Below are 21097 nucleotides of genomic sequence, written 5' to 3'. Positions count from 1 at the left end.
TCGGAGTTTTATCTATGAGTGACTACCAACACCCCCAAGATGATGCACTTTTCGTACTTAACGAAGTGATTGGACTTGATCAACTTTGCAATACGATTGGCGCAGATGAATGCAACTCCGAATTAGCGGAGATAGTTTTAAACGAAGCCGGGAAACTTGGCAGCCAACTATTAGCACCCCTCAACTCTATTGGAGATAAAAATCCACCAAAACTGGATTCTAATGGAGTTCAAGAGACTGCGGGTTATAAAGAGGCGTATGCACAATTTGTAGAGGGTGGCTGGAACGGCCTCACCTCTCAAGAGGAGTACATGGGTCAAAACCTACCTAATGTATTAGGTACGGCAGTGAATGAAATTTGGCAGAGCGCCAACCTCGCGTTTGCCCTTTGCCCCCTTCTAAACCAGGGTGCAGTTGCAGCGGTAACAGAACACGCTTCTAATGAACTGAAAGCAGAGTTTCTAGAAAAAATGGTATCAGGTGAGTGGACAGGCACCATGAACCTTACAGAACCTGATGCAGGCTCAGATCTAGCCGCAATTCGATCAACTGCAACTCCAATGGGCGATCATTACCTAGTCAAAGGTCAAAAAATCTTCATCACCTGGGGCGATCACCAGATGACCGATAACATCGTCCACCTGGTACTAGCTCGCCTACCTGATGCACCAGCGGGCGTTAAAGGAATTTCACTATTCTTAGTACCTAAATTCCTAAAAGACGAAGCGGGTAATTACACTCAACGAAATGATGCACATGCTATCGCAGTTGAGCACAAACTGGGCATCCACTCTAGCCCAACCTGTGTCATGAGTTTTGGAGATCAGGGCGGTGCGGTTGGCTACCTTATTGGCGAAGCAAACAAAGGCTTGGCGTACATGTTCACAATGATGAACCACGCTCGCCAGTCTGTGGGATTACAAGGCCTTTCAATCGCTGAGCGCGCCCGCCAACAATCAGTTAGCTATGCGCGTGATCGCATCCAAGGTCGCTCTAAAAGCGGCGAAAAACTTGCCATCATCGAATTCCCAGATGTACGCCGCATGCTTCTCACACAGCGAGCAGCTACCGAGGCGATGAGAGCATTTGTCCTTGAAGCTGCTGCAGAGATAGACCGCGCACATCACTCCGAACCAAACAGTGACGCGCAAAAGCGTGTTGAACTATACACTCCCATTGTTAAAGGCTGGATGACAGAGCTTGCCCAAGAGGTCTGTTCTTTAAATGTGCAAATTCATGGCGGCATGGGCTTCATTGAAGAGACAGGTGCCGCGCAACACTTTAGAGATGCTCGAATTCTTCCGATATACGAAGGCACAACTGGAATCCAGGCACTTGATTTAGTGGGACGCAAAACACTTCTAGATCAGGGCGCTGCGGTAAACAATTTCCTAGCAGAAGTGTTAAATACTGCGAAAGAAACTGCTCAAGTTGAGGGTTTATCTGTAATCGGGGAAGCGCTTGCCAACTCAGTGAAAGAGGCCCAAGCAGCAGTACACGCAATCACCTCGTCAGATCTAAATCAGGGTGCGGCTGTTAGCTTCGATTACCTCATGGGCATGGGTTACCTGTGTGGAGGCTGGATGCTAGCGCGTTCAGCTATAGCAGCAAAAACTAGCTCAGACGGAAACTTCTCTGACGACTTTATTGCAGCTAAGTTAGCAACCACTCAATTCTACACAGAATATCTACTGCCTCGTGCCCAAACTCACCTAGGTCTTGCACAAAAAGGTCTTAGTTCCCTATTTAAGTTTGAAATCAGTCAATTTTAATTTTCAGACTTAGATCTTTTGCCCTGCCACAGCAGGGCATTTTTTTGTCTAAAAAGCCCTCTAATACCAATGGATAATAAACAATAAGCAATTGAAAAATAACGATTAATTGCAATTGTGTCACAAATATTACAAAGACGACCCCACAAAACACAATTCGTCGTATTCTCTTAATAGTTACGACAAGCTTACTACTTAACCTTGGATGAAAAGCTAGAACCACTGAATGATGTGGTAACCAAGGGATAATAAAAGTAATGGCTTCAAATCAGTCAGAATTCATTCTCCAGACCAAAAATTTGACGAAAGAGTTTAAAGGTTTTTCGGCCGTCTCTGATGTTAACTTGAATGTTAAGCGCGGCAATATCCACGCGCTTATTGGTCCAAACGGAGCAGGTAAAACCACAGTATTTAACCTGCTGACTAAGTTTCTTCAGCCGACTTCGGGCGTCATTACCTTTAATGGGCATGACATTACTCGAAAAGAGCCTGCTGAAATTGCCCGTATGGGTATCATCCGCTCATTCCAGATTTCTGCAGTCTTCCCACACCTAACGGTTCTTGAGAATGTCCGTGTTGCGTTACAGCGCAAAGAGGGGCACAGCATGCACTTCTGGCGCTCAGAAAAAATTCTTAACGGCCTTAATGATCGCTGCATGGAACTACTCGAATCGGTAGGTCTAAAAGAGTTTGCAAATACAGTCACCACTGACCTGGCATACGGTCGTAAACGCGCACTAGAAATTGCCACTACACTCGCACTGGAACCTGAGCTGATGCTTCTTGATGAGCCAACTCAGGGCATGGGACATGAGGATGTAGGCCGTACAACAGACCTTATCAAACAAGTCAGCAAGAATCGCACAATCCTTATGGTTGAACATAACCTAAAGGTAGTTTCGACCCTCGCTGATCAAATTACCGTTCTGCAACGCGGTCAAATCCTTACAGAGGGTAATTACGAAACTGTATCTGCAGACCCACAAGTTCGTGAAGCCTACATGGGCCGCGAAGCGGATGCAGCGGGAGCACACTAATGAGCCAAAGTCATCGCGAAAAGATTCGTATTAGCAACCTCCACGCCTACTACGGTGAAAGCCACATCCTTCATGGCATCGATCTTCACGTCATGGAAGGAGAGCTTGTCACTCTGTTAGGACGAAATGGTTCAGGCCGCTCTACAACCTTAAAAGCGATCATGAACCTCGTAGGCAAACGTAGCGGTCAGATCGTCATTAATGGCAATGAAACCATCAACATGGCTTCACACCGTGTTGCCCATTTGGGACTTGGCTACTGCCCAGAAGAGCGTGGCATCTTCGCAAGCTTGAACGTAGAGGAAAACTTGATGCTTCCTCCAAATGTTCGCTCTGGCGGGATGAGCGTCGATGAAATTTTTGAGATGTTCCCTAACCTATATGAGCGCCGCATGAGTCAGGGCACGCGCTTATCAGGTGGTGAGCAGCAGATGCTTGCGCTTGCTCGCATTCTAAGAACAGGTGCCAACATCCTGCTGTTGGATGAGATCACAGAAGGGCTTGCACCGGTTATTAACGACAAACTTGCTGATGTTCTTGTACAGCTCAAAGAGCGCGGCTTAACAATTTTGCTTGTTGAACAAAACTTCCGCTTTGCAGCTCCGATAGCTGACCGTCACTACGTGATGGAGCACGGACACATTGTTGAAGAGATTCAAGCAGATGAATTGGAAGCAAAAACTGAGCTTCTAAACAGCTACCTAGGCGTCTAATTAAACAGCCAAAGATAGTCAGATAACAAAAAAATCCAATATGGAGAAAAGATGATGCGTAAAACACTACTCGCTTCAATGATCGCAGCTAGTATGGCAGCAACAGCGACTGCAGCAACTGTAGACGGCAAAGTTAAAATCGGTGTAATAGGCGACATGGGCGGCGTATACGCTGACGTTGGCGGCAAAGGCATGACCGAAGCTACTCAGATGGCTATCGATGATTTCGGCGGCAAAGTACTTGGTCAGCCTATCGAACTTGTTTCAGCTGATTCACAGCTTAAACCAGACGTTGCCTCTTCTATCGTTCGCAAATGGGTAGAAAATGAAGGCGTAGACACCATCGGTGGTCTTGTTTCTTCTGCAGTAACAGGTGCTGTAACTCAGGTTACTTCAGCGAACAAAAACATCGCACTTATCACTGGTTCAGCTTCACACTCTTTCACAGCTAAGCCAGGCGTTTGTTCTCCATACATCGCGCACTGGACATACAACGTAGCAGCTCTTGCAAACGGTACCGTCAAGAACATGGTTGCTTCAGGCAAGAAGAAGTGGTTCTTCATCACTGCTGACTACTCTTTCGGCCACGCGCTTGAGGGTGTTTCTAGTGGCGTAATCAAGGCTAACGGCGGTGAAGTAGTAGGTGCAGTTCGTGCTCCACTTGGTACAACAGACTTCTCTTCTTACGTACTACAGGCTCAAGCTTCAGGCGCTGAAGTTATAGCACTTGCTAACGCAGGTAACGACACAACTAACGCTCTAAGAGCTGCTATCGAGTTCGGTCTAACTGAACAGTCTGATATCGCAGGTCTTCTTGTTTTCGCAACAGATACCAAAGCGATGGACGGCAATGTTGCTAAAGGCATGCGTCTAACAACTGGTTTCTACTGGGATATGGACGAGCAGACTCGTGAATGGAGCAACCGCTTCAAAGCGATCCACGGCTCAATCCCAACAATGGTGCACGCAGGTGCTTATTCAGCAACTATGAACTACCTGAAAGCTGTTGAAGCAGCAGGTACCGACGATGCTGACGCAGTAATGGCTCAGATGAAGTCTGCTAACCCAAATGACTTCTTCGCTCGTAACGCGTCTCTACGTGGCGACGGTCGTATGGTTCACGACATGCTTCTAGTAGAGATCAAAGATCCTGCAAACCGTAAATCTGAAGATGACATCTACGACATCGTAAAAATTATCCCAGGTAACGAAGCTTACAACCCAATGAACCCAGAGTGTGATTTCTCTGCTAAGTAATTGCGGTTAAATAAAGGGGGAGTGCTTAGCACTCCCCATCTTTCAGTTTGAGATCGGTAATAGCATGTTCGATATCAATATTATGGCGTTAAGCGGGCAACTGCTGGTAGGACTGATAAACGGTTCTTTCTACGCCCTTTTAAGTTTAGGTCTTGCCATCATTTTTGGTCTGTTGCGAATAATTAACTTCGCTCAGGGCGCAATGTATATGCTTGGTGCTTTTGCGGCGCTTTTAGCATTCAAATGGACCGGTTTGAATTACTGGGTAGCACTTGTTGTCGTGCCAGTAACTGTCGGTGTATTGGGCATACTTATCGAACGTTTCTTAATCCGTCCGATCGCTAATTTAGACCATCTATACAGTCTACTTTTAACCTTCGGTATCGCTCTCATGCTGCAGGGTACCTTTACCCACATATTCGGTTCATCTGGTCAGAGCTACCCTGTGCCTGCTGAACTAAAAGGCGGAATTAAATTACCGTTCATGTACCTGCCTACTTACCGCGCTTGGATCGTTGTTGCTTCAGTTGTGGTCTGCCTAGGTACCTGGTTCATGATTGAAAAGACCAAACTTGGGGCTTACCTTCGTGCAGGCACTGAGAACCCTAAACTCCTTCAAGCCTTTGGTATTAACGTACCCTTGATGGTCACACTAACCTTTGGTTTTGGTGTGGCTCTAGCTGGTTTAGCAGGAGTTCTTGCAGCACCTGTCTACTCTGTATCACCGGATATGGGCTCTAGCATTTTGATTGTTGTATTTGCCATCGTAGTCATTGGTGGCATGGGCTCCATCGGTGGCGCTATCGCTACCGGTTTAGGCATGGGGGTTGTTGAAGGTCTAACTAAATACTTCTACCCAGAAGCATCAACTACAGTCATTTTTGTTGTGATGATGCTGGTTCTATTGTTTAAACCTGCGGGTTTATTTGGAAAAGAGGCATAAGAGATGAATACCAATATTCGAAATCTAATTATTGCCGTAGTAGTGCTTGGCGTTGCGCCCTACCTACTCTACCCAGTTTTTTTGGCTAAGCTACTCTGCTTTGCACTATTCGCAGCCGCATTCAACCTGCTGCTTGGTTACGCTGGCATCCTCTCCTTTGGACATGCAGCCTTCCTAAGTACCGGCGGCTACATTACTGGTTGGGCGATGATGAATCTTGGCGTGTCTACAGAGATTGGTATCCTTATGGGCACCCTAGCTGGCGCTCTACTGGGTGCTATTTACGGCAAACTGGCGATCAAGCGCGAAGGTATCTACTTCGCGATGGTTACCCTTGCTCTAGCTCAGTTAACATTCTTCGTATACCTGCAATCAGATTTCACGGGTGGCGAGAACGGCATGCAGGGTATACCTCGTGGCAACCTCTTTGGCCTAATCGACCTTACAGATAATGTCGCGATCTACTACACCGTTGCTGTCATCTTTCTGATTGGGTTCGCGATCATTCAGCGAACTGTACACTCGCCTTTTGGCCAGGTTCTTAAAGCTATTCGCGAGAACGAGCCACGTGCAATCTCTTTGGGATACAACGTTAACAACTACAAGTGGCTGGCATTTATTATCTCATCTGCGCTGGCAGCATTAGCGGGCTCAACAAAGACTATTGTCTTCAACCTAGCGTCACTTACTGATGCTCACTGGCACATGTCGGGGGAAGTGATCCTGATGACCCTAGTGGGTGGTGTAGGCACTCTTATGGGACCAATCGTTGGTGCTGGTGTCATTGTGACCATGCAGAACTACCTATCTACGGGCGACCTAGGTAACTACATTCATATCATCATGGGTGCAGTGTTTGTAATCTGTGTACTGGCATTCCGCGCAGGTATTGTTGGGCAGTTTAAAAAATTCAAAGAGCGTAACTTCTAATAATTTAAGTTACTCTCACAAGGGCTGACTGTTGTGTCGGCCTTTTTTATCTAGTAGGACTAGGATGTACCGATGCTTTACTTGGAAGACCTGAAGGCTGGAGATCGATTTGAGAGTGAAAGCTATGAGATAACCAATGAGAATATCGTAGCCTTTGCAGAACACTACGACCCTCAACCTTTCCATTTATCTAATGAATCAGCCCAGGACTCCTTCTTTGAAAGCCTTGCAGCGAGTGGTTGGCAGGTAGGCTCAATTACAATGCGCCTGATCGCAAAATCACTTCCGATTGCCTCAGGCGTTATTGGCGGCGGCGTTAGCCTACGCTGGTTAACACCCACTCGTCCTGGCGATGTGCTTCACGTAGAGACCGAGATATTAGAGGTGATACCGTCTAAGTCGAAACCAGACCGTGGTGTGGTGAAGATTCATGCTAAAACCATCAATCAGCATGGGGAAACACGCCAAACATTTGATAGCTCGCTATTGGTATTTCGCACCAGCGCGGGAGTGAAAGGCGGAATTTTCGCTCCAAAATAGTCAACTAATTTAAATGAGCAATCAACCAGATGTGGCATAGCGAAACGACCACCGTTAGATGAGTTCTCAATCTCCGATAATCGCCATCTTCAATCTGAGTATGATCCCAGGCCCACCAAACCAAAAAGGCAATTAACCCAACCCACAAACCTAAATAGAGGGGGAGTAAAAGTGCCAACCAGGCTAAAAGTGAAGGGAGCATGCAAATGGCCAAACGAGCATCAGAAGCAAAGTTGCTATCCCGTATAGCAACTCCCCAGTGAATCCCTCCTAAAAACGAGAGGATCACAGCGGAATAACTCATAAAAGCCGAGACAGACGCTGCATCTTCAAACTGAAAAGCCAATCCGACGAAAGGGATCAACCCGGCATAACCCAGACGGTGTGCTAACTTAATCACGCGAAATACTCTTAACTGTTTCTATGAGTTACGCAGCTGTCGGTATTCAGGATCTTATTCGATATTCTGTATCTGCTCGCGCATCTGTTCAATCAAAACCTTAAGCTCTACCGCGCTTTGAGTCGTTGCGACGACAACGGATTTGGAGCCCAGTGTGTTAGCTTCACGGTTCAACTCTTGCATTAGAAAATCCAGCTTACGACCAATTGGCCCCTTCTCTATTAAGATGCGTCTTACTTCAGTCACATGGGTATCTAGACGGTCCAGCTCTTCTGCAACGTCGGCACGTTGTGCCAACAGCACTACCTCTTGCTCAAGACGTTCGGCATCAAGGTCGACTCCTAATTGCGACACTCTTTCGACTAGATTCGCTTTTTGATTTTCGATAATTTGCGGCATTTTTGATCTTATTTTGCCGACGATCGCCGCAATTGACTGCAACCTATCCTCTATCAAACCCGCCAACTCAATCCCTTCGCGATGACGGCCCTCAATAAGTTGAGCCAATGCGTCATCAAATAGCGCTAGCGCGGCCTGACCTACCTCACCAGGATCAGCTGAAGTGCTGTTCATCACGCCCGGGAATTGAAGCAGAGCCAAAGGATCAACCCTTCCCTCTGAAGCACCACTGAGTTTAATCTGCTGTAGCGCTTCATTAATCTGCTGCAACCGCACTTGATCCACTTGAACACTCTGCTGACCCACCGATTCATGGAACCGAAGCGAACATTCAACTTTGCCGCGGGCCAGGCGTTTGCGCAGCTTGTCGCGAATGGCTATCTCGTGCTGACGCATAAAGTCTGGAAGTTTGAAATGAGGCTCTAAGAAACGCTGATTAACCGAACGAATTTCCCAAACCAAGGTACCCCATGAAAATTCAGCTTCTGAACGGGCAAAAGCGGTCATACTCTGTGTCATATACTGTCAAACTCGATTACCATAGATTGATTGTCACTATAACAGCCGATGCCGGCACTTTTAAGGTACCTACATGAGCTCTCCACTCTCTGATCAATTGAAAAACCTAGGTTTAGATGCAATGCGCCCAAGTGGTCGTCAACCAGACCAAATGCGCGAGGTTAAAGTCACTCGTAATTTTACAATGCATGCAGAAGGTTCGGTTTTGATCGAGTTTGGTAATACAAAAGTCCTTTGTAATGCATCGGTTACTCGAGGTGTACCTCGGTGGTTGCGCGGATCAGGCTCAGGCTGGGTAACGGCTGAGTACGGCATGCTACCTCGTGCAACTAATAGCCGCACCGATCGTGAGGCGTCGCGCGGTAAGCAGTCAGGACGCACACTTGAGATTCAGCGCCTGATCGGCCGCTCACTACGTGCTGCGATTGATCTAGATAAGCTAGGCGAGAACACCATCACCATCGACTGTGATGTTCTGCAAGCAGATGGTGGTACTCGTACCGCCTCAATTACCGGTTCGTACATTGCGCTGATTGATGCGATCAACGAACTGAAAAAAGATAAAAATGGCGCACTAAAAGGCAACCCGATTAAAAACCAAGTTGCAGCCATTTCGGTGGGCATCTATAAAGGCCAAGCGGTATTAGATTTGGACTATGCAGAAGACTCATCGGCCGAGACTGACATGAACGTCGTCATGACAGAAACCGGCGGTTTTGTTGAAGTACAGGGCACAGCAGAAGGCGCACCTTATACCCAAGATGAGCTGAATCAGATGCTAACCTTGGCTAAGAAAGGCATTGAGGAGCTAACAGCAATCCAAAAAGCCTCACTGGCGTAAGCGACTAAAATTTAATTTCCTGGAACTAAGAATGACCATCAAACAACTCGCTACAGCTCTATCTTTGATGATTTTCAGCAGCATGGCGTTTGCCCATACTGGTGAAGGTATTAACACAGGTTTTGCATCAGGCTTCTGGCACCCCATCATGGGTTGGGATCATGTCGTAGCGATGGTAGCCGTTGGACTTTGGGGTGCTTTCTTGGGAGCGCCTGCCATCTGGATTCTTCCAGTCGTATTCCCACTGGTCATGGCGATTGGTGGGGCACTTGGCATTGCCGGGATTCCCATTCCTGCGGTTGAGACGGGGATTGCACTTTCAGGGGTGGTTCTTGGTCTACTGATTGTCTTTGCTGTAAAAGCACCTCTATGGATAGCGGCTGTAATTGTCGGCATTTTTGCGATCTTTCATGGCCATGCACACGGCACAGAGTTTCCAACAGAGTTTAACGCTTACGGTTATGCCGTTGGATTTGTTATTGCGACCGGCCTACTTCACCTTATCGGTATCGCATTCGGCTTCCTAACCAAACTCGATTTTGGTGCAATTTTGGTTCGTCTAGGCGGCGCGATCATTGCATTAGTCGGTGCTGGCTACCTGTTTGGTGTGCTTTAACTTATGGTCTATCCATCAGGTTTGATACTGCTTCTTTTGACCACAGTGTTACTGCCTAGCCGGGCAGTAGCGCATAGCTTTGGGGCTGGTACCGATCAATTTGCCAGCTTTGTCGAAGGGGCCAGCGTGGTGATCTTTGATCAAGTCACTCTATTTGCCACCCTCTCTTTAGGGCTAATGATCGCACTATGGAAAAATCGCGGTGTAGTTCAGGCCCTTCCCCTCTTTGTCGCAGGGTTAGTCTTGGGCTTTTTACTGGCGCCTTCAGTAACCACTTGGGTGATGATGGGGGCTACCGTTGTCGGCTCTATCACTGCAACCCTGGGTGCTAGCTTGAACCAGCAGTTCAAACCGCTAACGCTGATTCTGGCGCTGTTTACTGGCTTGCTAGTTCAGATGGTCTCATTGGAAGGGCATGTCTGGATGGAGTTAAGCGTCTCCATCTATGTCGGTGTGACACTTGGGGCGATATTGCCAGTGATGCTTGGCGCCGCAACCGGTGAGTTACTACTGGAAAAGCTGCCCGCAACCGTTTCACGAATTGCCGTCAGGGTAGCCTGCTCTTGGCTCGCAGCGATTCAGATCATGATGTTAGCTTTCTTCTCGCGCTAACAATAAAATACCCTCGTAAAGAGGGTTTCTAAAATCCAATTCTCAATTAAAAATCGAGATCGTAATCCACGATGTAGGGTGCATGCTCAGAGAACTGCTGACCTTTGTAGATACTGCAGTGCTGAATGGTTTTACGCAGACCTTGAGTCGTAATCTGGTAATCCAAGCGCGCACCTTCATTTAGCTCACGGGCACGGTTGTAGTCTGGCCACCAAGTGTATTCGCGATCCGCTTTTGTACACTCACGCATTGTGTCGACGTAGCCCATTTCACCGAATAGCTCCTCCATGAACTCACGCTCTTCTGGAAGGAATCCAGATACGGTCTGATTGGCATACCAGTTACTCAAGTCGACCGGTTTGTGCGCAATTTTCATGCTACCGGCGAAGATGAATTCACGACGCTTGCGAAGAGTCTTCTCAAAGTGACTTTCAAATTGCTCAATGAACTTCTCTTTCTCTGCTTGAGCGTCTGGTCCTTTGAGACCCGATGGCACATTAAAAGAACCGACGCTGAATCGTTCGAAGTCAGCCTGAATATAACGGCCTTGGAAATCGCACTGTTCAAAACCTAAGCCGGTCATAATCGCTTTAGGTAGACGGCGGGTGTAGATCGCTACACCGCTGTAGTCATCATCAAAGGCTTCAAAGAAGTAGGCTTCGTAACCCTCAGGGTGGTAGCGAGAATCATCTAATTGATACTCACGTGCACGAATGTTTTGCAAGCAGACAACATCCGCATCCTGCTTAACCATCCAATCGAAAAAGCCCCGATCAGCGGCTTGAACAATGCCTTGAGTATTAAAAGTAATTACGCGCATGAGTTCGAAGCGCTCCGTATAACTATTGTTGTTAGACTAAAGATTGCAATTGTAGCGATAGATTCATAAAAACGGAATTTTTTAAAGCTGAAAGAAGTTGGTTTGGGAGTTGAACTCTGTTCAGGTATCCTACGCGGATTAAACCCAGTTCTAAGGATTTCACTATTATGCAAAGCTACCAGCGTGAGTTCATCGAATTCGCAATCGAAAAAGGCGTTCTTAAATTTGGTGAGTTCACCCTAAAATCGGGTAGAACTAGCCCTTACTTTTTTAACGCAGGCCTTTTCAATACCGGTGATGCCATAGCAAAACTGGGTCGTTTCTATGCAGCGGCAATTGAAGACGCGAAGATCGATTACGACGTCATGCTTGGGCCTGCTTACAAAGGCATTCCCCTTGCAACAACGACCGTCGTTGCACTGGCAAATGATTTCGGTAAAGACGTTCCTTATGTTTTTAACCGCAAAGAGGTTAAGGATCACGGTGAAGGTGGCAACCTAGTGGGCGCACCACTCGCTGGCCGTGTTCTGATCATCGACGATGTCATTACCGCGGGTACCGCTATCCGTGAGGTGATGACGCTGATCGACGAAAATGGTGCAACACCAGCCGCCACGGTGATCGCACTGAACCGTATGGAACGCGGTACAGGTGAGCTTTCCGCCATTCAGGAAGTTGAGCGTGACTACAACATGCAAGTTGCTAGCATCATTTCCTTAGATGATCTCGTTGAGTACCTTGAAGAGCAAGGTGGTCGTGATGCTGAGTTAACGGCCATTCGAGCCTACCGTGACGAATACGGAATCAGCGCATAACTTATGCAGTTTAAAGCAGTCCTACTTAGATCAATACTCACGCTGAGTCTGGCTGCTTTTGCATCCTCACAAGCCGTTGCAAACACACTTACTGTGTTTGCAGCAGCGAGCTTAAAAAATGCGATCGATGAGATCACAGAACATTACGAGGCAGACCATTCAGACTCGATTGTTGTCTCTTATGCGGGGTCTGCCACCTTAGCACGTCAAATAGAGATGGGCGCACCAGCCGATATTTTCATCTCTGCCAACACTGCCTGGATGGATTACCTATCTGATAGGGCGCTAATTAATGAACCGACTCGCTTCAACCTTGCCAGTAATCAGTTGGTACTGATAAGTCATACTCCAGACGCAAAACTCACCCTCACCAGGTCGCAAGAACTGCTCGATTGGCTGGACAATGAATACCTGGCCATGGGTCTTGTGGAATCTGTACCTGCTGGCATTTACGGTAAGCAAGCACTTACTTATTTTGATCTTTGGGACCCCCTTAAGCAGCAAGTCGCTCAATCAGACAATGTGCGGTCTGCACTTGCATTAGTTGCTTCAGGTGAAGCACCTTTAGGGATCGTCTATCACTCGGATGCGGTGGCTGAACCCAAGGTCTCAATAGCTGCCACCTTCCCTACAGAGTCCCATGACAGAATTCTATATCCGGTTGCGGCTGTTACAGAGAGTGATAAATCAACCGCGGCATTTTTAGAGTTTTTGCGCTCAGAGCAGTCTAGGGCGATACTAGAGCGCAACGGCTTTTTAATGGATTCGCAACAACGTGACTGATTGGCTAGGCCCCAACGAGTGGGCGGCAGTTCTCCTATCAATAAAGGTAGCTTTTTGGGCAACACTGCTTAGCCTGCCTGTGGCCATTGGCGTTGCCTATCTTCTGGCGAAAAAGGAGTTTGCAGGGAAACAGCTTCTCAACGGAATTGTCCATCTACCGTTGATCTTACCGCCCGTTGTAACGGGTTATCTGCTGTTAATGACCTTCGGAAAACGCACGCCTGTCGGATCATTCCTTGCTGAGTGGGGAATTGAGTTTGCTTTCCGCTGGAGCGGTGCCGCATTAGCAGCAGCCATCATGGCTTTTCCATTACTGGTTCGCGCTATTCGTCTCTCCATTGAAGCCATTGATCCTAAATTAGAGGAAGCGGCCGCAACCCTGGGTGCCTCAAGGCGCTGGGTGTTTATCACCATCACCCTACCTTTAATGCTTCCTGGTGTGATCGCCGGCTCCGTTCTGGGCTTTGCCAAAGCGATGGGTGAGTTTGGAGCCACCATCACCTTTGTATCGAATATTCCAGGTCAGACTCAGACACTCCCTTCGGCTATCTATGCGTTTCTTCAGGTACCCGGTGGTGAAAGCTCTGCGACCAAACTGGTGATCATCTCTATTATTATCGCGATGAGCGCACTTCTTGCCTCTGAATGGCTGTCACGTCGTATGAGCCGGAGGTTGCAGTCATGACACTGTCAGTCACTTTGCAGCAGTCGATGCCAAACTTCTCGCTTGATATAGCCTTTGAAGCCCCCAGTGGCATCACGGTTCTATTTGGCGAGTCAGGTTCAGGGAAAACCACCACAATCAATGCGATAGCCGGCTTGCAAAGCAACAGCCAAGGCCGCGTCACTCTGTCCGATCGGGTGTTATTTGATAGCGCTTCAAACACGAGCTTAAAGCCCTATCAACGCAACATTGGCTACATTTTTCAAGAGAGCCGACTCTTTCCACATCTGACAGTAGAGCAGAATCTAAATTACGCGAAACGCTTCAATAAGGTCGACAAAAGCGTCGATTTTTACCAGATCGTCGAACTTTTAGGTATAAAACCCCTACTTAGGCGAACGCCAAATTCACTCTCTGGTGGTGAAAAACAGCGTGTTGCGATTGGTCGTGCGTTATTAAGCGCACCAGATCTTATTCTGGCCGATGAACCCCTTGCAGCACTCGATGGCGCCCGAAAAGCGGAGCTACTCCCCTACTTCAAAAAATTAAACCGGGAATTGGGTATTCCTATGCTCTACGTAACCCACTCACCCGAAGAGGTATTAGAGCTGGCTGACCATGTCATCGCACTGGAGCAGGGCCGCATTGTGACTCAAGGGCCTGCGCGAGAGGTGATGGCCAACAGCAAGGTCGCGCGAACCGCCAATCGTGCGATCAAGTCGACACTGACAACCCAGTTAGTGGCACAACACCCCGATGGACTGTCCGAGCTTCAAGTGGCCAGCGAAACACTCTATGTGCCGACCCTTGATGCACCCATAGGTTCAGCGGTCTGCCTTGAACTGGTCGCGAACGATCTAATCCTATCGACCGCAAAAGTGGCAGGCATCTCTGCCTTGAATCAGGTTTCCGGAAGGGTTGAATCCATTGAAACGACTTCATCGAGTGATGTACTTATTAACGTGTGCATTGCAACAGATATCGTCTCAACACACATCACCAAACGCTCCCTTAACAATCTAAACCTCAAGATCGGCGATCCCTGCGTTCTGATCATAAAATCGGTCAACATCTGCCCCTCTAACCGCTGCCAAGGTTGAGATTTTCTCAACTAGTCGTGAGCATTTATCGTTAAGACTTTAGATATATATCAATTACTTTTGACTATATAACCGATTACAATTCTGAAACTTTGTGCAGTGCACATAATTTTTGTGCTTAATTTGTCTACTGGAGGCATCCCCGATGATTTCAGAATCGGTTGTGGAACTATCGCGTTGGCAGTTTGCTATTACCGCGATGTATCACTTTCTATTTGTACCACTGACCCTCGGTCTATCCTTCCTGCTGGCCATCATGGAATCTGTCTATGTCATGACCGGCAAGCAGATCTACCGCGATATGACCAAATTCTGGGGTAAGTTGTTCGGTATTAACTTCGCGCTAGGTGTGACCACCGGTTTGACCATGGAGTTCCAATTTGGAACCAACTGGGCCTACTACTCGCACTACGTGGGCGACGTCTTTGGTGCACCGCTGGCGATTGAAGGTCTGGTAGCCTTCTTCCTTGAATCCACTATGATCGGCCTGTTCTTCTTCGGTTGGGATCGCCTGAGCAAGGTACAGCACCTTGCTGTGACCTGGTTGGTCGCACTGGGCTCTAACTTCTCTGCGTTGTGGATTTTGATCGCCAACGGTTGGATGCAGAACCCTGTTGGGGCCTACTTCAACTTTGAAACCATGCGCATGGAGATGGACAGCTTCGCGGAAGTCCTGCTAAACCCAGTGGCGCAGGTTAAGTTTGTTCACACTGTCTCTGCAGGTTATGTAACGGGCGCTATCTTCGTTCTAGCCGTCAGCAGCTACTTCATGCTGCGTAACCGTGACATTCCATTTGCACGTCGTTCATTCGCGATCGCTTCAGCCTTCGGTTTAGCCTCTGCGATCTCTGTCATCGTGTTAGGTGACGAATCTGGCTACGAAGTGGGCGAAGTGCAGAAGGTTAAATTGGCAGCGATCGAGGCGGAGTGGGATACACACCCAGCACCTGCAGCCTTTACCGTTGTCGGCCTTCCCAATGAAGAGACCATGACAACTGACTACGCTCTGAAAATTCCGGGCGCCTTGGGTCTAATTGCAACCCGCTCCTTGGATGAGGAGGTTACCGGTATTAAAGATCTAGTGGCTCATGCTGAAGATCGCATTCGCAACGGCATTGTCGCTTATGGCCTTCTAGAGAAACTGCGTAACGGTGAAGACACTCCTGAAAATCGTGCTGCGTTCTCTAAAGTCAGCGTTGATCTGGGCTACGGTCTGCTGTTGAAGCGTTACACGCAGGCGGTTGTTGACGCGACCGAAGAGCAGATCAAACTGGCGGCTCGGGACACCATTCCACAGGTGGCTCCGATGTTCTGGACCTTCCGTGTCATGGTCGGTGCAGGCTTTACGATGCTGCTTCTATTTGTCCTAGCCTTCTACTACACCGCTAAGCGTAAGGCTTACCAGACACGTTGGTTGCAGTGGTTCGCACTGCTCTCTCTACCGCTTCCTTGGATTGCCAGTGAGATGGGTTGGTTCGTTGCTGAATTTGGCCGTCAACCTTGGGCGATCGGTGAAATTCTTCCGACCTATGTCGCAACCTCTCACCTAACTGAGACGGATCTGTGGATGAGCTTGGCGGGCTTTATTGGACTCTACACTCTGTTCTTGGTCATCGAGATCTACCTGATGGTGAAATACATCCGCAAAGGCCCAAGCGCCTTGCAGACTGGCCGTTACCACTTTGAACAGAACACAGCGACTCAAGGAGCTTAATGATGTTTGATTACGAAACGCTTCGACTTGTTTGGTGGCTGCTGGTTGGTGTACTGCTGATTGGTTTTGCCATTGCAGACGGCATGGATTTGGGTACTGCTATGATGATCCCTGTATTGGGTAAAACGGACACTGAGCGCCGCGTCATCATCAATACCATCGGGCCTCACTGGGACGGTAACCAGGTGTGGTTAATCACTGCCGGTGGTGCCATCTTTGCCGCTTGGCCACTGGTTTACGCAACAGCATTCTCTGGCTTCTACTGGGCCATGCTACTGGTACTGTTCGCACTATTCTTCCGTCCTGTCGGATTTGAGTACCGCTCTAAGAAGGACTCTGTCGCTTGGCGTCGCAACTGGGACTATGCACTGGCAGTGGGCTCGTTTGTTCCATCACTGGTCTTTGGTGTGGCATTCGGCAACCTATTCTTAGGCGTGCCCTTCTACTTTGATGAGTTTACCCGCCCAATCTACACCGGTTCTTTCTGGGCTCTGTTGAACCCATTCGCCATTGTCTGTGGCCTAGCCAGCGTGGTAATGCTTGCTCTGCAGGGTGCAACTTGGTTGCAGATGCGTGCCGGCGGTGAGGTTCAAGGCCGCGCTCAAACTATGGCAACTCTGCTAGGTCCGGTTCTAACGGTACTCTTAGCGGTTGCGGGTGCATGGTTGTACTACGGTATTCCTGGTTACGAAATCAGCTCTACTGTCGTGGGTGATGCTCCTTCTAACCCGTTGAGCAAAACCGTAACGACCACTGACAACTGGTTCGGTAACTACACCGATTACCCAATCCTTTGGACATTGGTAGCGGCATCTGTGGCACTCCCTCTGCTAACAAGCTTAATGGCTAAAGCGGGTAAAAGTGGTTTTGCCTTTACGTTGAGCTCACTGGCGATCGCAGCGATCATTCTTATGACCGGTTTCACCCTATTCCCATTCGTGATGCCTTCATCGACTGATCTAGCCAGCGCTCTAACGCTGTGGGATGCGACGTCGAGTGAACTGACACTTGAGATCATGTTCTGGGTGGCTCTGTTCTTTGTACCGATCATTTTGGGTTACACCTTCTGGGGCTACTACAAAATGTGGCGTCGAATTGAACCTGAGTTCATCGAACAAAACAGCGTTTCAAACTACTAGGAGATTAAGAAGATGTGGTATTTTGCTTGGATCCTTGGCGTACTCCTAGCCTGCAGCTTCGGCATCATCAACGCGATGTGGTTGGATGCTGAAGAGGAGCAGCGCGCAGACGATTAATCTGTACGCTCTAGCTGTACGTAATCAAGGGGCTTTCGAGCCCCTTTTTTTGTAAACCTTAGTGAGTGTTAAGTTGGCCAGACAACGAAAATCCAACCCGACCGCAATCCTCGATCAGCACCAGTTTGATCTGAAGGGTTCCATGCGCCTGTCGCTGCTATTGGGCGTGATTCAAACGCTTTGTACTATTGGATTCGCCTACTGGGTCGCTCTGTTGATCGATCAGGTATTAACTCAGGGCAGCTTAGATCACAGCCCGCTTCTTTTGGTCGCTGCGGCCTTCCTCATTCTTGCCGTTAAAGCGGCTGCATCACTCTGGCAATCGACTATCAATCTGCGCAACTCAGTCACCATCCGCGATCGCTTGCGAGAGCAGATTCTTAGCCTCAGTTTTAAAACTGGGATTTCGCTCTTCCCTGCTTTCAAGCCGGCACAACTGGCCAACCTGCTGACCAGTGAAGTCGACAAGCTCAAAGAGTATTACGCAGAGTTTAAGATTCAAAAGCAGATGGCTGTATGGACTCCCGTTTTGATTCTAATTGCCGCTAGCTTTGTGAACTGGTTAGTGCCGCTGATTTTGTTGCTGACCACGCCTTTGATTCCGATCTTTATGATCATTGTCGGTAATAAAGCGGGGGAAGCGTCACGCAACAACTTAGAGCAGCTCAATCGGCTTGGCCATCTACTCGAAGATCGTCTTCGTAACGTCGATCTGCTTCAGCAAGAGAGAGCAGTCGATAGAGAGACCGAGGCGTTGCATCATCAATCGGATCAGTTCCGTATTAGCACGATGAAAGTTCTGCGTTTGGCGTTTCTGTCCGGGACGCTCTTGGAGTTTTTTGCCGCGATCAGCGTGGCACTGGTCGCAGTCTATTTAGGACTCTTCTTTTTGGACAAATACTCTCTCGGTGCATGGGGAACAGACATCAGTTTTGCTGAAGGTGCCTTTCTATTGATGCTAGCGCCCGAATACTACTTACCCCTGCGTAAGATGGGCGCGCTATACCACGCAAAATCGAATGCTCGGGCTGTCGCCGAGCAAATTGAGCAACTCAAACAGGCCGCTGAACAGTCAAGGGTAGTTAGTGAACCTTCAAAAGCAGGCTCTTTTAAAGCATCGATAAAAATCGAAGGCTTAGTATCAGGTAGTGATCAAGCCATTCACAAACCTGTCTCTGTTGAGCTTAAAGCGGGTGAATCACTACTGATTGAAGCGCCTTCTGGCACAGGAAAAACGAGCTTACTCGATACCCTAGCAGGGCTTCGTCCCCCACTATCTGGATCCCTGTCTGCTGACGAAACAACAATCGAACCTTACAGCAACCCTCACTGGCAGCAGACCATTGGATACATAACCCAGCACCCAGAACTGATCTATGGATCGTTAAGGGAGAACCTCTGCTTAGGTAAGAGTTACTCTGATGATGACATTTGGGCTGCCCTAGGATCGGCTCAATTAGAAACCGTCGTTAAGCAACTTCCGCAGGGTTTGGACTACTTCATCACGGACTCTGGGCACTTTCTATCGGGAGGTCAGACACAACGTCTTTCGATTGCGCGAGCGCTTCTGCATCGACCTAAACTACTGCTTCTTGATGAACCTGTAGCGAACTTAGATGTTGATACCGCCGAATTGTTTATGAATGCTCTAAACCAGTATGTTGAACAGGGTGGCATGATCATCATGGCCAGTCACCGCACCAATCGCTTCAACTTCACGCAACGACTCACTTTAGCTAAAGCGGAGGTAGATGCATGAATCGACACTACTGGTCTCTACTGCTAGCAGAGCGAGGCGTCTTTCTACTCGGCTTAACCCTATCCATTGTCACTGCATTTGCCGGCATCGCTCTACTGGCTGTATCAGGCTGGTTCATCAGTGCAGCGGCTTTAGCCGGTGTGACGGCAGCCGCCGCTCATGCATTTAACTTTTTCACCCCCGGCGCCATCGTTCGTGGTCTCTCCATTGCCCGCACAGCTGGTCGCTACGGGGAGCGATTGGCCAATCACGAAGCAACCTTTAGGCTCATATCGACACTAAGACGAGATATCTTCTCTCGATTAGCCAACAGCCAAAACATCAGCGCACGGATGAATCGACACGACAGTGCGAGTCAGATGCTGCAGGATATTCAAAACATTGAAGGGATCCATCTGCATTCGCTCGTGCCTGCCATTACCGCTCTCTTTTCAGCGCTTGGGTTTATTCTGGTTACGGCTCTGTTTCTACCCGGTCTAGCGATAGCTAGCCTGCCATTAATTCTATTAGCTTTGATCGGAATTCCTTGGCTCTATGCTAAAGCGGTTCTGGAGCCCGAGTCTGAGCTGCATCTGAGTCGAAATGCACTCTGGTCACGCGCCAGCGGTATCTTCTCAAGCTTGCGCCTGCTCACCCTGTCGCAGCAGCTTGAACATGAGGGCAATAGGTTGCGCCAGCAGAGCCGACAGTCGGATCTATTCGAACTCCAAGCCCTAAAGCGCCAGCAACTCATCAACCTTCTATCGCAATTGATTAATTTATCTTTGGTCGGCTTAACACTGCTCATGGCTCTGCAGGCCTATCTCACGGGTGAACTGGCCGGCGCATTAATCTTTATGTTGCTGCTGTTATCTCTCGGAACCATTGAGGTCTTTGCCGCTGCAAATGGAGCCATCTCGCACCTTCTGTTAGGCCAACGCGCTTTAAGTCGCTTAGGCAAAAGTAGTAAAAATAAGCAAAACTTCGAAGAAAAACGCACTATATGCATAGAAAAGCCCTATTTTGGTATCTCAATCAAAGAGCTCTCATACGCTTATGAGGGGAGTGCACAGAGCGTCTTCGAAGCGCGATCTGTTGAGTTTAATCAGCTAGGTTTAAACTGGATTGCCGGACAGAGTGGCCGCGGTAAAACCACACTACTTCGATTAATTGCTGGCGAACTTGAGCTACAGCAGGGCAGCCTGATCGTTGAAGGTACCGCCTTATCTCAAATCGCTTATCTACCTCAACGAGTACAGATTGTTCGCTCTACACTGCGTCACAACCTAGACTTCACTGGCCAACGAAGCGACGAAGAGATTATCAGTGCACTGCAAACAGTAGAGCTAGGCGAATGGGTCGAATCACTACCCAAGCAACTCGACACTTGGATTGGTCCTGGTGAATGGGAGCCATCTGGCGGTGAGTTAAAACGCATTGGTTTGGCGCGTCTGCTTCTGAAACAGGCTGACATCCTGCTGTTAGATGAGCCCTTCGCTGGAATGGATGCTGAGCTTCAATCCACCATCGTCAATTCGCTACGAGATCTTTGGCAACATAAGCTGGTTATTCTGGTGTCACATGATCTTGAGCAACGAGCTTCGCAGGACGCCTTACACCAGCTGTAG

At 48.5% G+C, this 21097-nt stretch carries 22 protein-coding genes; 19 read left to right on the top strand and 3 right to left on the bottom strand.

The features are described from left to right. The first annotated feature begins 14 nt into the window (after positions 1-14). The 7 genes from XMD564_RS04765 (at position 15) to XMD564_RS04735 (ending at position 7192) form a co-directional block, all read left to right on the top strand. On the top strand, positions 15-1772 hold the full coding sequence (locus XMD564_RS04765) for an acyl-CoA dehydrogenase (RefSeq protein WP_173507912.1): 1758 nt from the start codon (positions 15-17) through the stop codon (positions 1770-1772). Between the two features lie 257 nt (positions 1773-2029). After that, the gene (locus tag XMD564_RS04760) at positions 2030-2809 is read left to right on the top strand and encodes an ABC transporter ATP-binding protein (protein ID WP_173482593.1); all 780 of its coding nucleotides are present in this window, start codon (positions 2030-2032) and stop codon (positions 2807-2809) included. Next, positions 2809-3522: an ABC transporter ATP-binding protein gene (locus XMD564_RS04755; protein ID WP_173482594.1), complete on the top strand. Its 714-nt coding sequence runs from the start codon at positions 2809-2811 to the stop codon at positions 3520-3522. The genes XMD564_RS04760 and XMD564_RS04755 overlap by 1 nt, the downstream gene beginning before the upstream one ends. A gap of 51 nt (positions 3523-3573) precedes the next feature. Then, positions 3574-4779: an ABC transporter substrate-binding protein gene (locus XMD564_RS04750; protein ID WP_217364271.1), complete on the top strand. Its 1206-nt coding sequence runs from the start codon at positions 3574-3576 to the stop codon at positions 4777-4779. Between the two features lie 64 nt (positions 4780-4843). Further along, positions 4844-5722: a branched-chain amino acid ABC transporter permease gene (locus XMD564_RS04745; RefSeq protein WP_173507911.1), complete on the top strand. Its 879-nt coding sequence runs from the start codon at positions 4844-4846 to the stop codon at positions 5720-5722. A gap of 3 nt (positions 5723-5725) precedes the next feature. Next, positions 5726-6652 (top strand): branched-chain amino acid ABC transporter permease, encoded by a 927-nt coding sequence (locus XMD564_RS04740; protein ID WP_173507910.1) that lies wholly within the window; start codon positions 5726-5728, stop codon positions 6650-6652. 72 nt (positions 6653-6724) lie between these two features. Next, the gene (locus XMD564_RS04735; RefSeq protein ID WP_173482597.1) at positions 6725-7192 is read left to right on the top strand and encodes a MaoC family dehydratase; all 468 of its coding nucleotides are present in this window, start codon (positions 6725-6727) and stop codon (positions 7190-7192) included. Between the two features lie 4 nt (positions 7193-7196). On the opposite strand, the gene XMD564_RS04730 is transcribed toward XMD564_RS04735, so the two are convergent. Both XMD564_RS04730 and XMD564_RS04725 read right to left on the bottom strand, forming a co-directional pair. Then, positions 7197-7592 carry a DUF3429 domain-containing protein gene (locus tag XMD564_RS04730; protein WP_173507909.1) on the bottom strand — a complete coding sequence of 132 codons (396 nt, stop codon included), beginning with the start codon at positions 7590-7592 and terminating at the stop codon, positions 7197-7199. A gap of 54 nt (positions 7593-7646) precedes the next feature. Further along, positions 7647-8498 carry a YicC/YloC family endoribonuclease gene (locus tag XMD564_RS04725; protein ID WP_254443079.1) on the bottom strand — a complete coding sequence of 284 codons (852 nt, stop codon included), beginning with the start codon at positions 8496-8498 and terminating at the stop codon, positions 7647-7649. Between the two features lie 85 nt (positions 8499-8583). On the opposite strand from XMD564_RS04725, the gene rph reads away from it, so the two are divergent. The 3 genes from rph to XMD564_RS04710 are packed head-to-tail and all read left to right on the top strand — an operon-like array spanning position 8584 to position 10579. Then, positions 8584-9351: a ribonuclease PH gene (gene rph, locus XMD564_RS04720; RefSeq protein ID WP_305848707.1), complete on the top strand. Its 768-nt coding sequence runs from the start codon at positions 8584-8586 to the stop codon at positions 9349-9351. A gap of 31 nt (positions 9352-9382) precedes the next feature. Continuing rightward, positions 9383-9967, top strand: a complete 585-nt coding sequence (locus XMD564_RS04715; protein WP_173507908.1) for a HupE/UreJ family protein — start codon at positions 9383-9385, stop codon at positions 9965-9967. Between the two features lie 3 nt (positions 9968-9970). Then, positions 9971-10579, top strand: a complete 609-nt coding sequence (locus XMD564_RS04710; protein WP_173507907.1) for a hypothetical protein — start codon at positions 9971-9973, stop codon at positions 10577-10579. A gap of 46 nt (positions 10580-10625) precedes the next feature. Here the strand turns inward: XMD564_RS04710 and XMD564_RS04705 are convergent, their stop codons facing one another. Then, entirely contained in the window at positions 10626-11399 is a 774-nt protein-coding gene (locus tag XMD564_RS04705; RefSeq protein WP_173507906.1) for an exodeoxyribonuclease III, read from the bottom strand. A gap of 167 nt (positions 11400-11566) precedes the next feature. Between XMD564_RS04705 and pyrE the strand changes: the two genes are divergently transcribed. From pyrE to XMD564_RS04660, 9 genes are all read left to right on the top strand, one after another. Continuing rightward, complete coding sequence (gene pyrE / locus XMD564_RS04700) at positions 11567-12214, top strand: orotate phosphoribosyltransferase (protein ID WP_173481944.1); 648 nt, start codon at positions 11567-11569, stop codon at positions 12212-12214. A 3-nt stretch (positions 12215-12217) separates the two neighbouring features. Then, on the top strand, positions 12218-12997 hold the full coding sequence (gene modA / locus XMD564_RS04695) for a molybdate ABC transporter substrate-binding protein (protein ID WP_173481943.1): 780 nt from the start codon (positions 12218-12220) through the stop codon (positions 12995-12997). After that, positions 12990-13682, top strand: coding sequence for a molybdate ABC transporter permease subunit (gene modB, locus XMD564_RS04690; protein WP_173481942.1), 693 nt, complete (start codon positions 12990-12992; stop codon positions 13680-13682). The genes modA and modB overlap by 8 nt, the downstream gene beginning before the upstream one ends. Next, positions 13679-14761, top strand: a complete 1083-nt coding sequence (gene modC, locus XMD564_RS04685; protein ID WP_173481941.1) for a molybdenum ABC transporter ATP-binding protein — start codon at positions 13679-13681, stop codon at positions 14759-14761. The genes modB and modC overlap by 4 nt, the downstream gene beginning before the upstream one ends. 145 nt (positions 14762-14906) lie before the next feature. Further along, positions 14907-16475: a cytochrome ubiquinol oxidase subunit I gene (locus XMD564_RS04680; protein ID WP_173481940.1), complete on the top strand. Its 1569-nt coding sequence runs from the start codon at positions 14907-14909 to the stop codon at positions 16473-16475. 2 nt (positions 16476-16477) lie between these two features. Then, positions 16478-17614, top strand: coding sequence for a cytochrome d ubiquinol oxidase subunit II (gene cydB / locus XMD564_RS04675; protein ID WP_173481939.1), 1137 nt, complete (start codon positions 16478-16480; stop codon positions 17612-17614). Between the two features lie 12 nt (positions 17615-17626). Further along, positions 17627-17731, top strand: a complete 105-nt coding sequence (gene cydX / locus XMD564_RS04670) for a cytochrome bd-I oxidase subunit CydX (protein WP_173481938.1) — start codon at positions 17627-17629, stop codon at positions 17729-17731. A 73-nt stretch (positions 17732-17804) separates the two neighbouring features. Then, a complete protein-coding gene (gene cydD / locus XMD564_RS04665; protein ID WP_173484125.1) occupies positions 17805-19490 on the top strand; it encodes a thiol reductant ABC exporter subunit CydD in 1686 nt (561 codons plus the stop codon). Further along, the gene (locus XMD564_RS04660; protein ID WP_173507905.1) at positions 19487-21097 is read left to right on the top strand and encodes an amino acid ABC transporter ATP-binding/permease protein; all 1611 of its coding nucleotides are present in this window, start codon (positions 19487-19489) and stop codon (positions 21095-21097) included. The genes cydD and XMD564_RS04660 overlap by 4 nt, the downstream gene beginning before the upstream one ends.

Source organism: Marinobacterium sp. xm-d-564 (assembly GCF_013283345.1).
Classification (GTDB): Bacteria; Pseudomonadota; Gammaproteobacteria; order Pseudomonadales; family Balneatricaceae; genus Marinobacterium_E.
Note: the sequence above shows the minus strand (reverse complement) of the source record. Positions and strands in the feature narration are given on the sequence as shown.

Coding starts and splice junctions, on each gene's coding strand:
- XMD564_RS04660 (WP_173507905.1), top strand. CDS start 19,487: ATGAATCGACACTACTGGTCTCTACTGCTAGCAGAGCGAGGCGTCTTT.
- cydB (WP_173481939.1), top strand. CDS start 16,478: ATGTTTGATTACGAAACGCTTCGACTTGTTTGGTGGCTGCTGGTTGGT.
- XMD564_RS04745 (WP_173507911.1), top strand. CDS start 4,844: ATGTTCGATATCAATATTATGGCGTTAAGCGGGCAACTGCTGGTAGGA.
- XMD564_RS04710 (WP_173507907.1), top strand. CDS start 9,971: ATGGTCTATCCATCAGGTTTGATACTGCTTCTTTTGACCACAGTGTTA.
- cydX (WP_173481938.1), top strand. CDS start 17,627: ATGTGGTATTTTGCTTGGATCCTTGGCGTACTCCTAGCCTGCAGCTTC.
- XMD564_RS04750 (WP_217364271.1), top strand. CDS start 3,574: ATGATGCGTAAAACACTACTCGCTTCAATGATCGCAGCTAGTATGGCA.
- XMD564_RS04740 (WP_173507910.1), top strand. CDS start 5,726: ATGAATACCAATATTCGAAATCTAATTATTGCCGTAGTAGTGCTTGGC.
- XMD564_RS04705 (WP_173507906.1), bottom strand. CDS start 11,399: ATGCGCGTAATTACTTTTAATACTCAAGGCATTGTTCAAGCCGCTGAT.
- XMD564_RS04680 (WP_173481940.1), top strand. CDS start 14,907: ATGATTTCAGAATCGGTTGTGGAACTATCGCGTTGGCAGTTTGCTATT.
- pyrE (WP_173481944.1), top strand. CDS start 11,567: ATGCAAAGCTACCAGCGTGAGTTCATCGAATTCGCAATCGAAAAAGGC.
- modC (WP_173481941.1), top strand. CDS start 13,679: ATGACACTGTCAGTCACTTTGCAGCAGTCGATGCCAAACTTCTCGCTT.
- XMD564_RS04760 (WP_173482593.1), top strand. CDS start 2,030: ATGGCTTCAAATCAGTCAGAATTCATTCTCCAGACCAAAAATTTGACG.
- rph (WP_305848707.1), top strand. CDS start 8,584: ATGAGCTCTCCACTCTCTGATCAATTGAAAAACCTAGGTTTAGATGCA.
- XMD564_RS04765 (WP_173507912.1), top strand. CDS start 15: ATGAGTGACTACCAACACCCCCAAGATGATGCACTTTTCGTACTTAAC.
- XMD564_RS04755 (WP_173482594.1), top strand. CDS start 2,809: ATGAGCCAAAGTCATCGCGAAAAGATTCGTATTAGCAACCTCCACGCC.
- XMD564_RS04725 (WP_254443079.1), bottom strand. CDS start 8,498: ATGACCGCTTTTGCCCGTTCAGAAGCTGAATTTTCATGGGGTACCTTG.
- modA (WP_173481943.1), top strand. CDS start 12,218: ATGCAGTTTAAAGCAGTCCTACTTAGATCAATACTCACGCTGAGTCTG.
- XMD564_RS04715 (WP_173507908.1), top strand. CDS start 9,383: ATGACCATCAAACAACTCGCTACAGCTCTATCTTTGATGATTTTCAGC.
- XMD564_RS04735 (WP_173482597.1), top strand. CDS start 6,725: ATGCTTTACTTGGAAGACCTGAAGGCTGGAGATCGATTTGAGAGTGAA.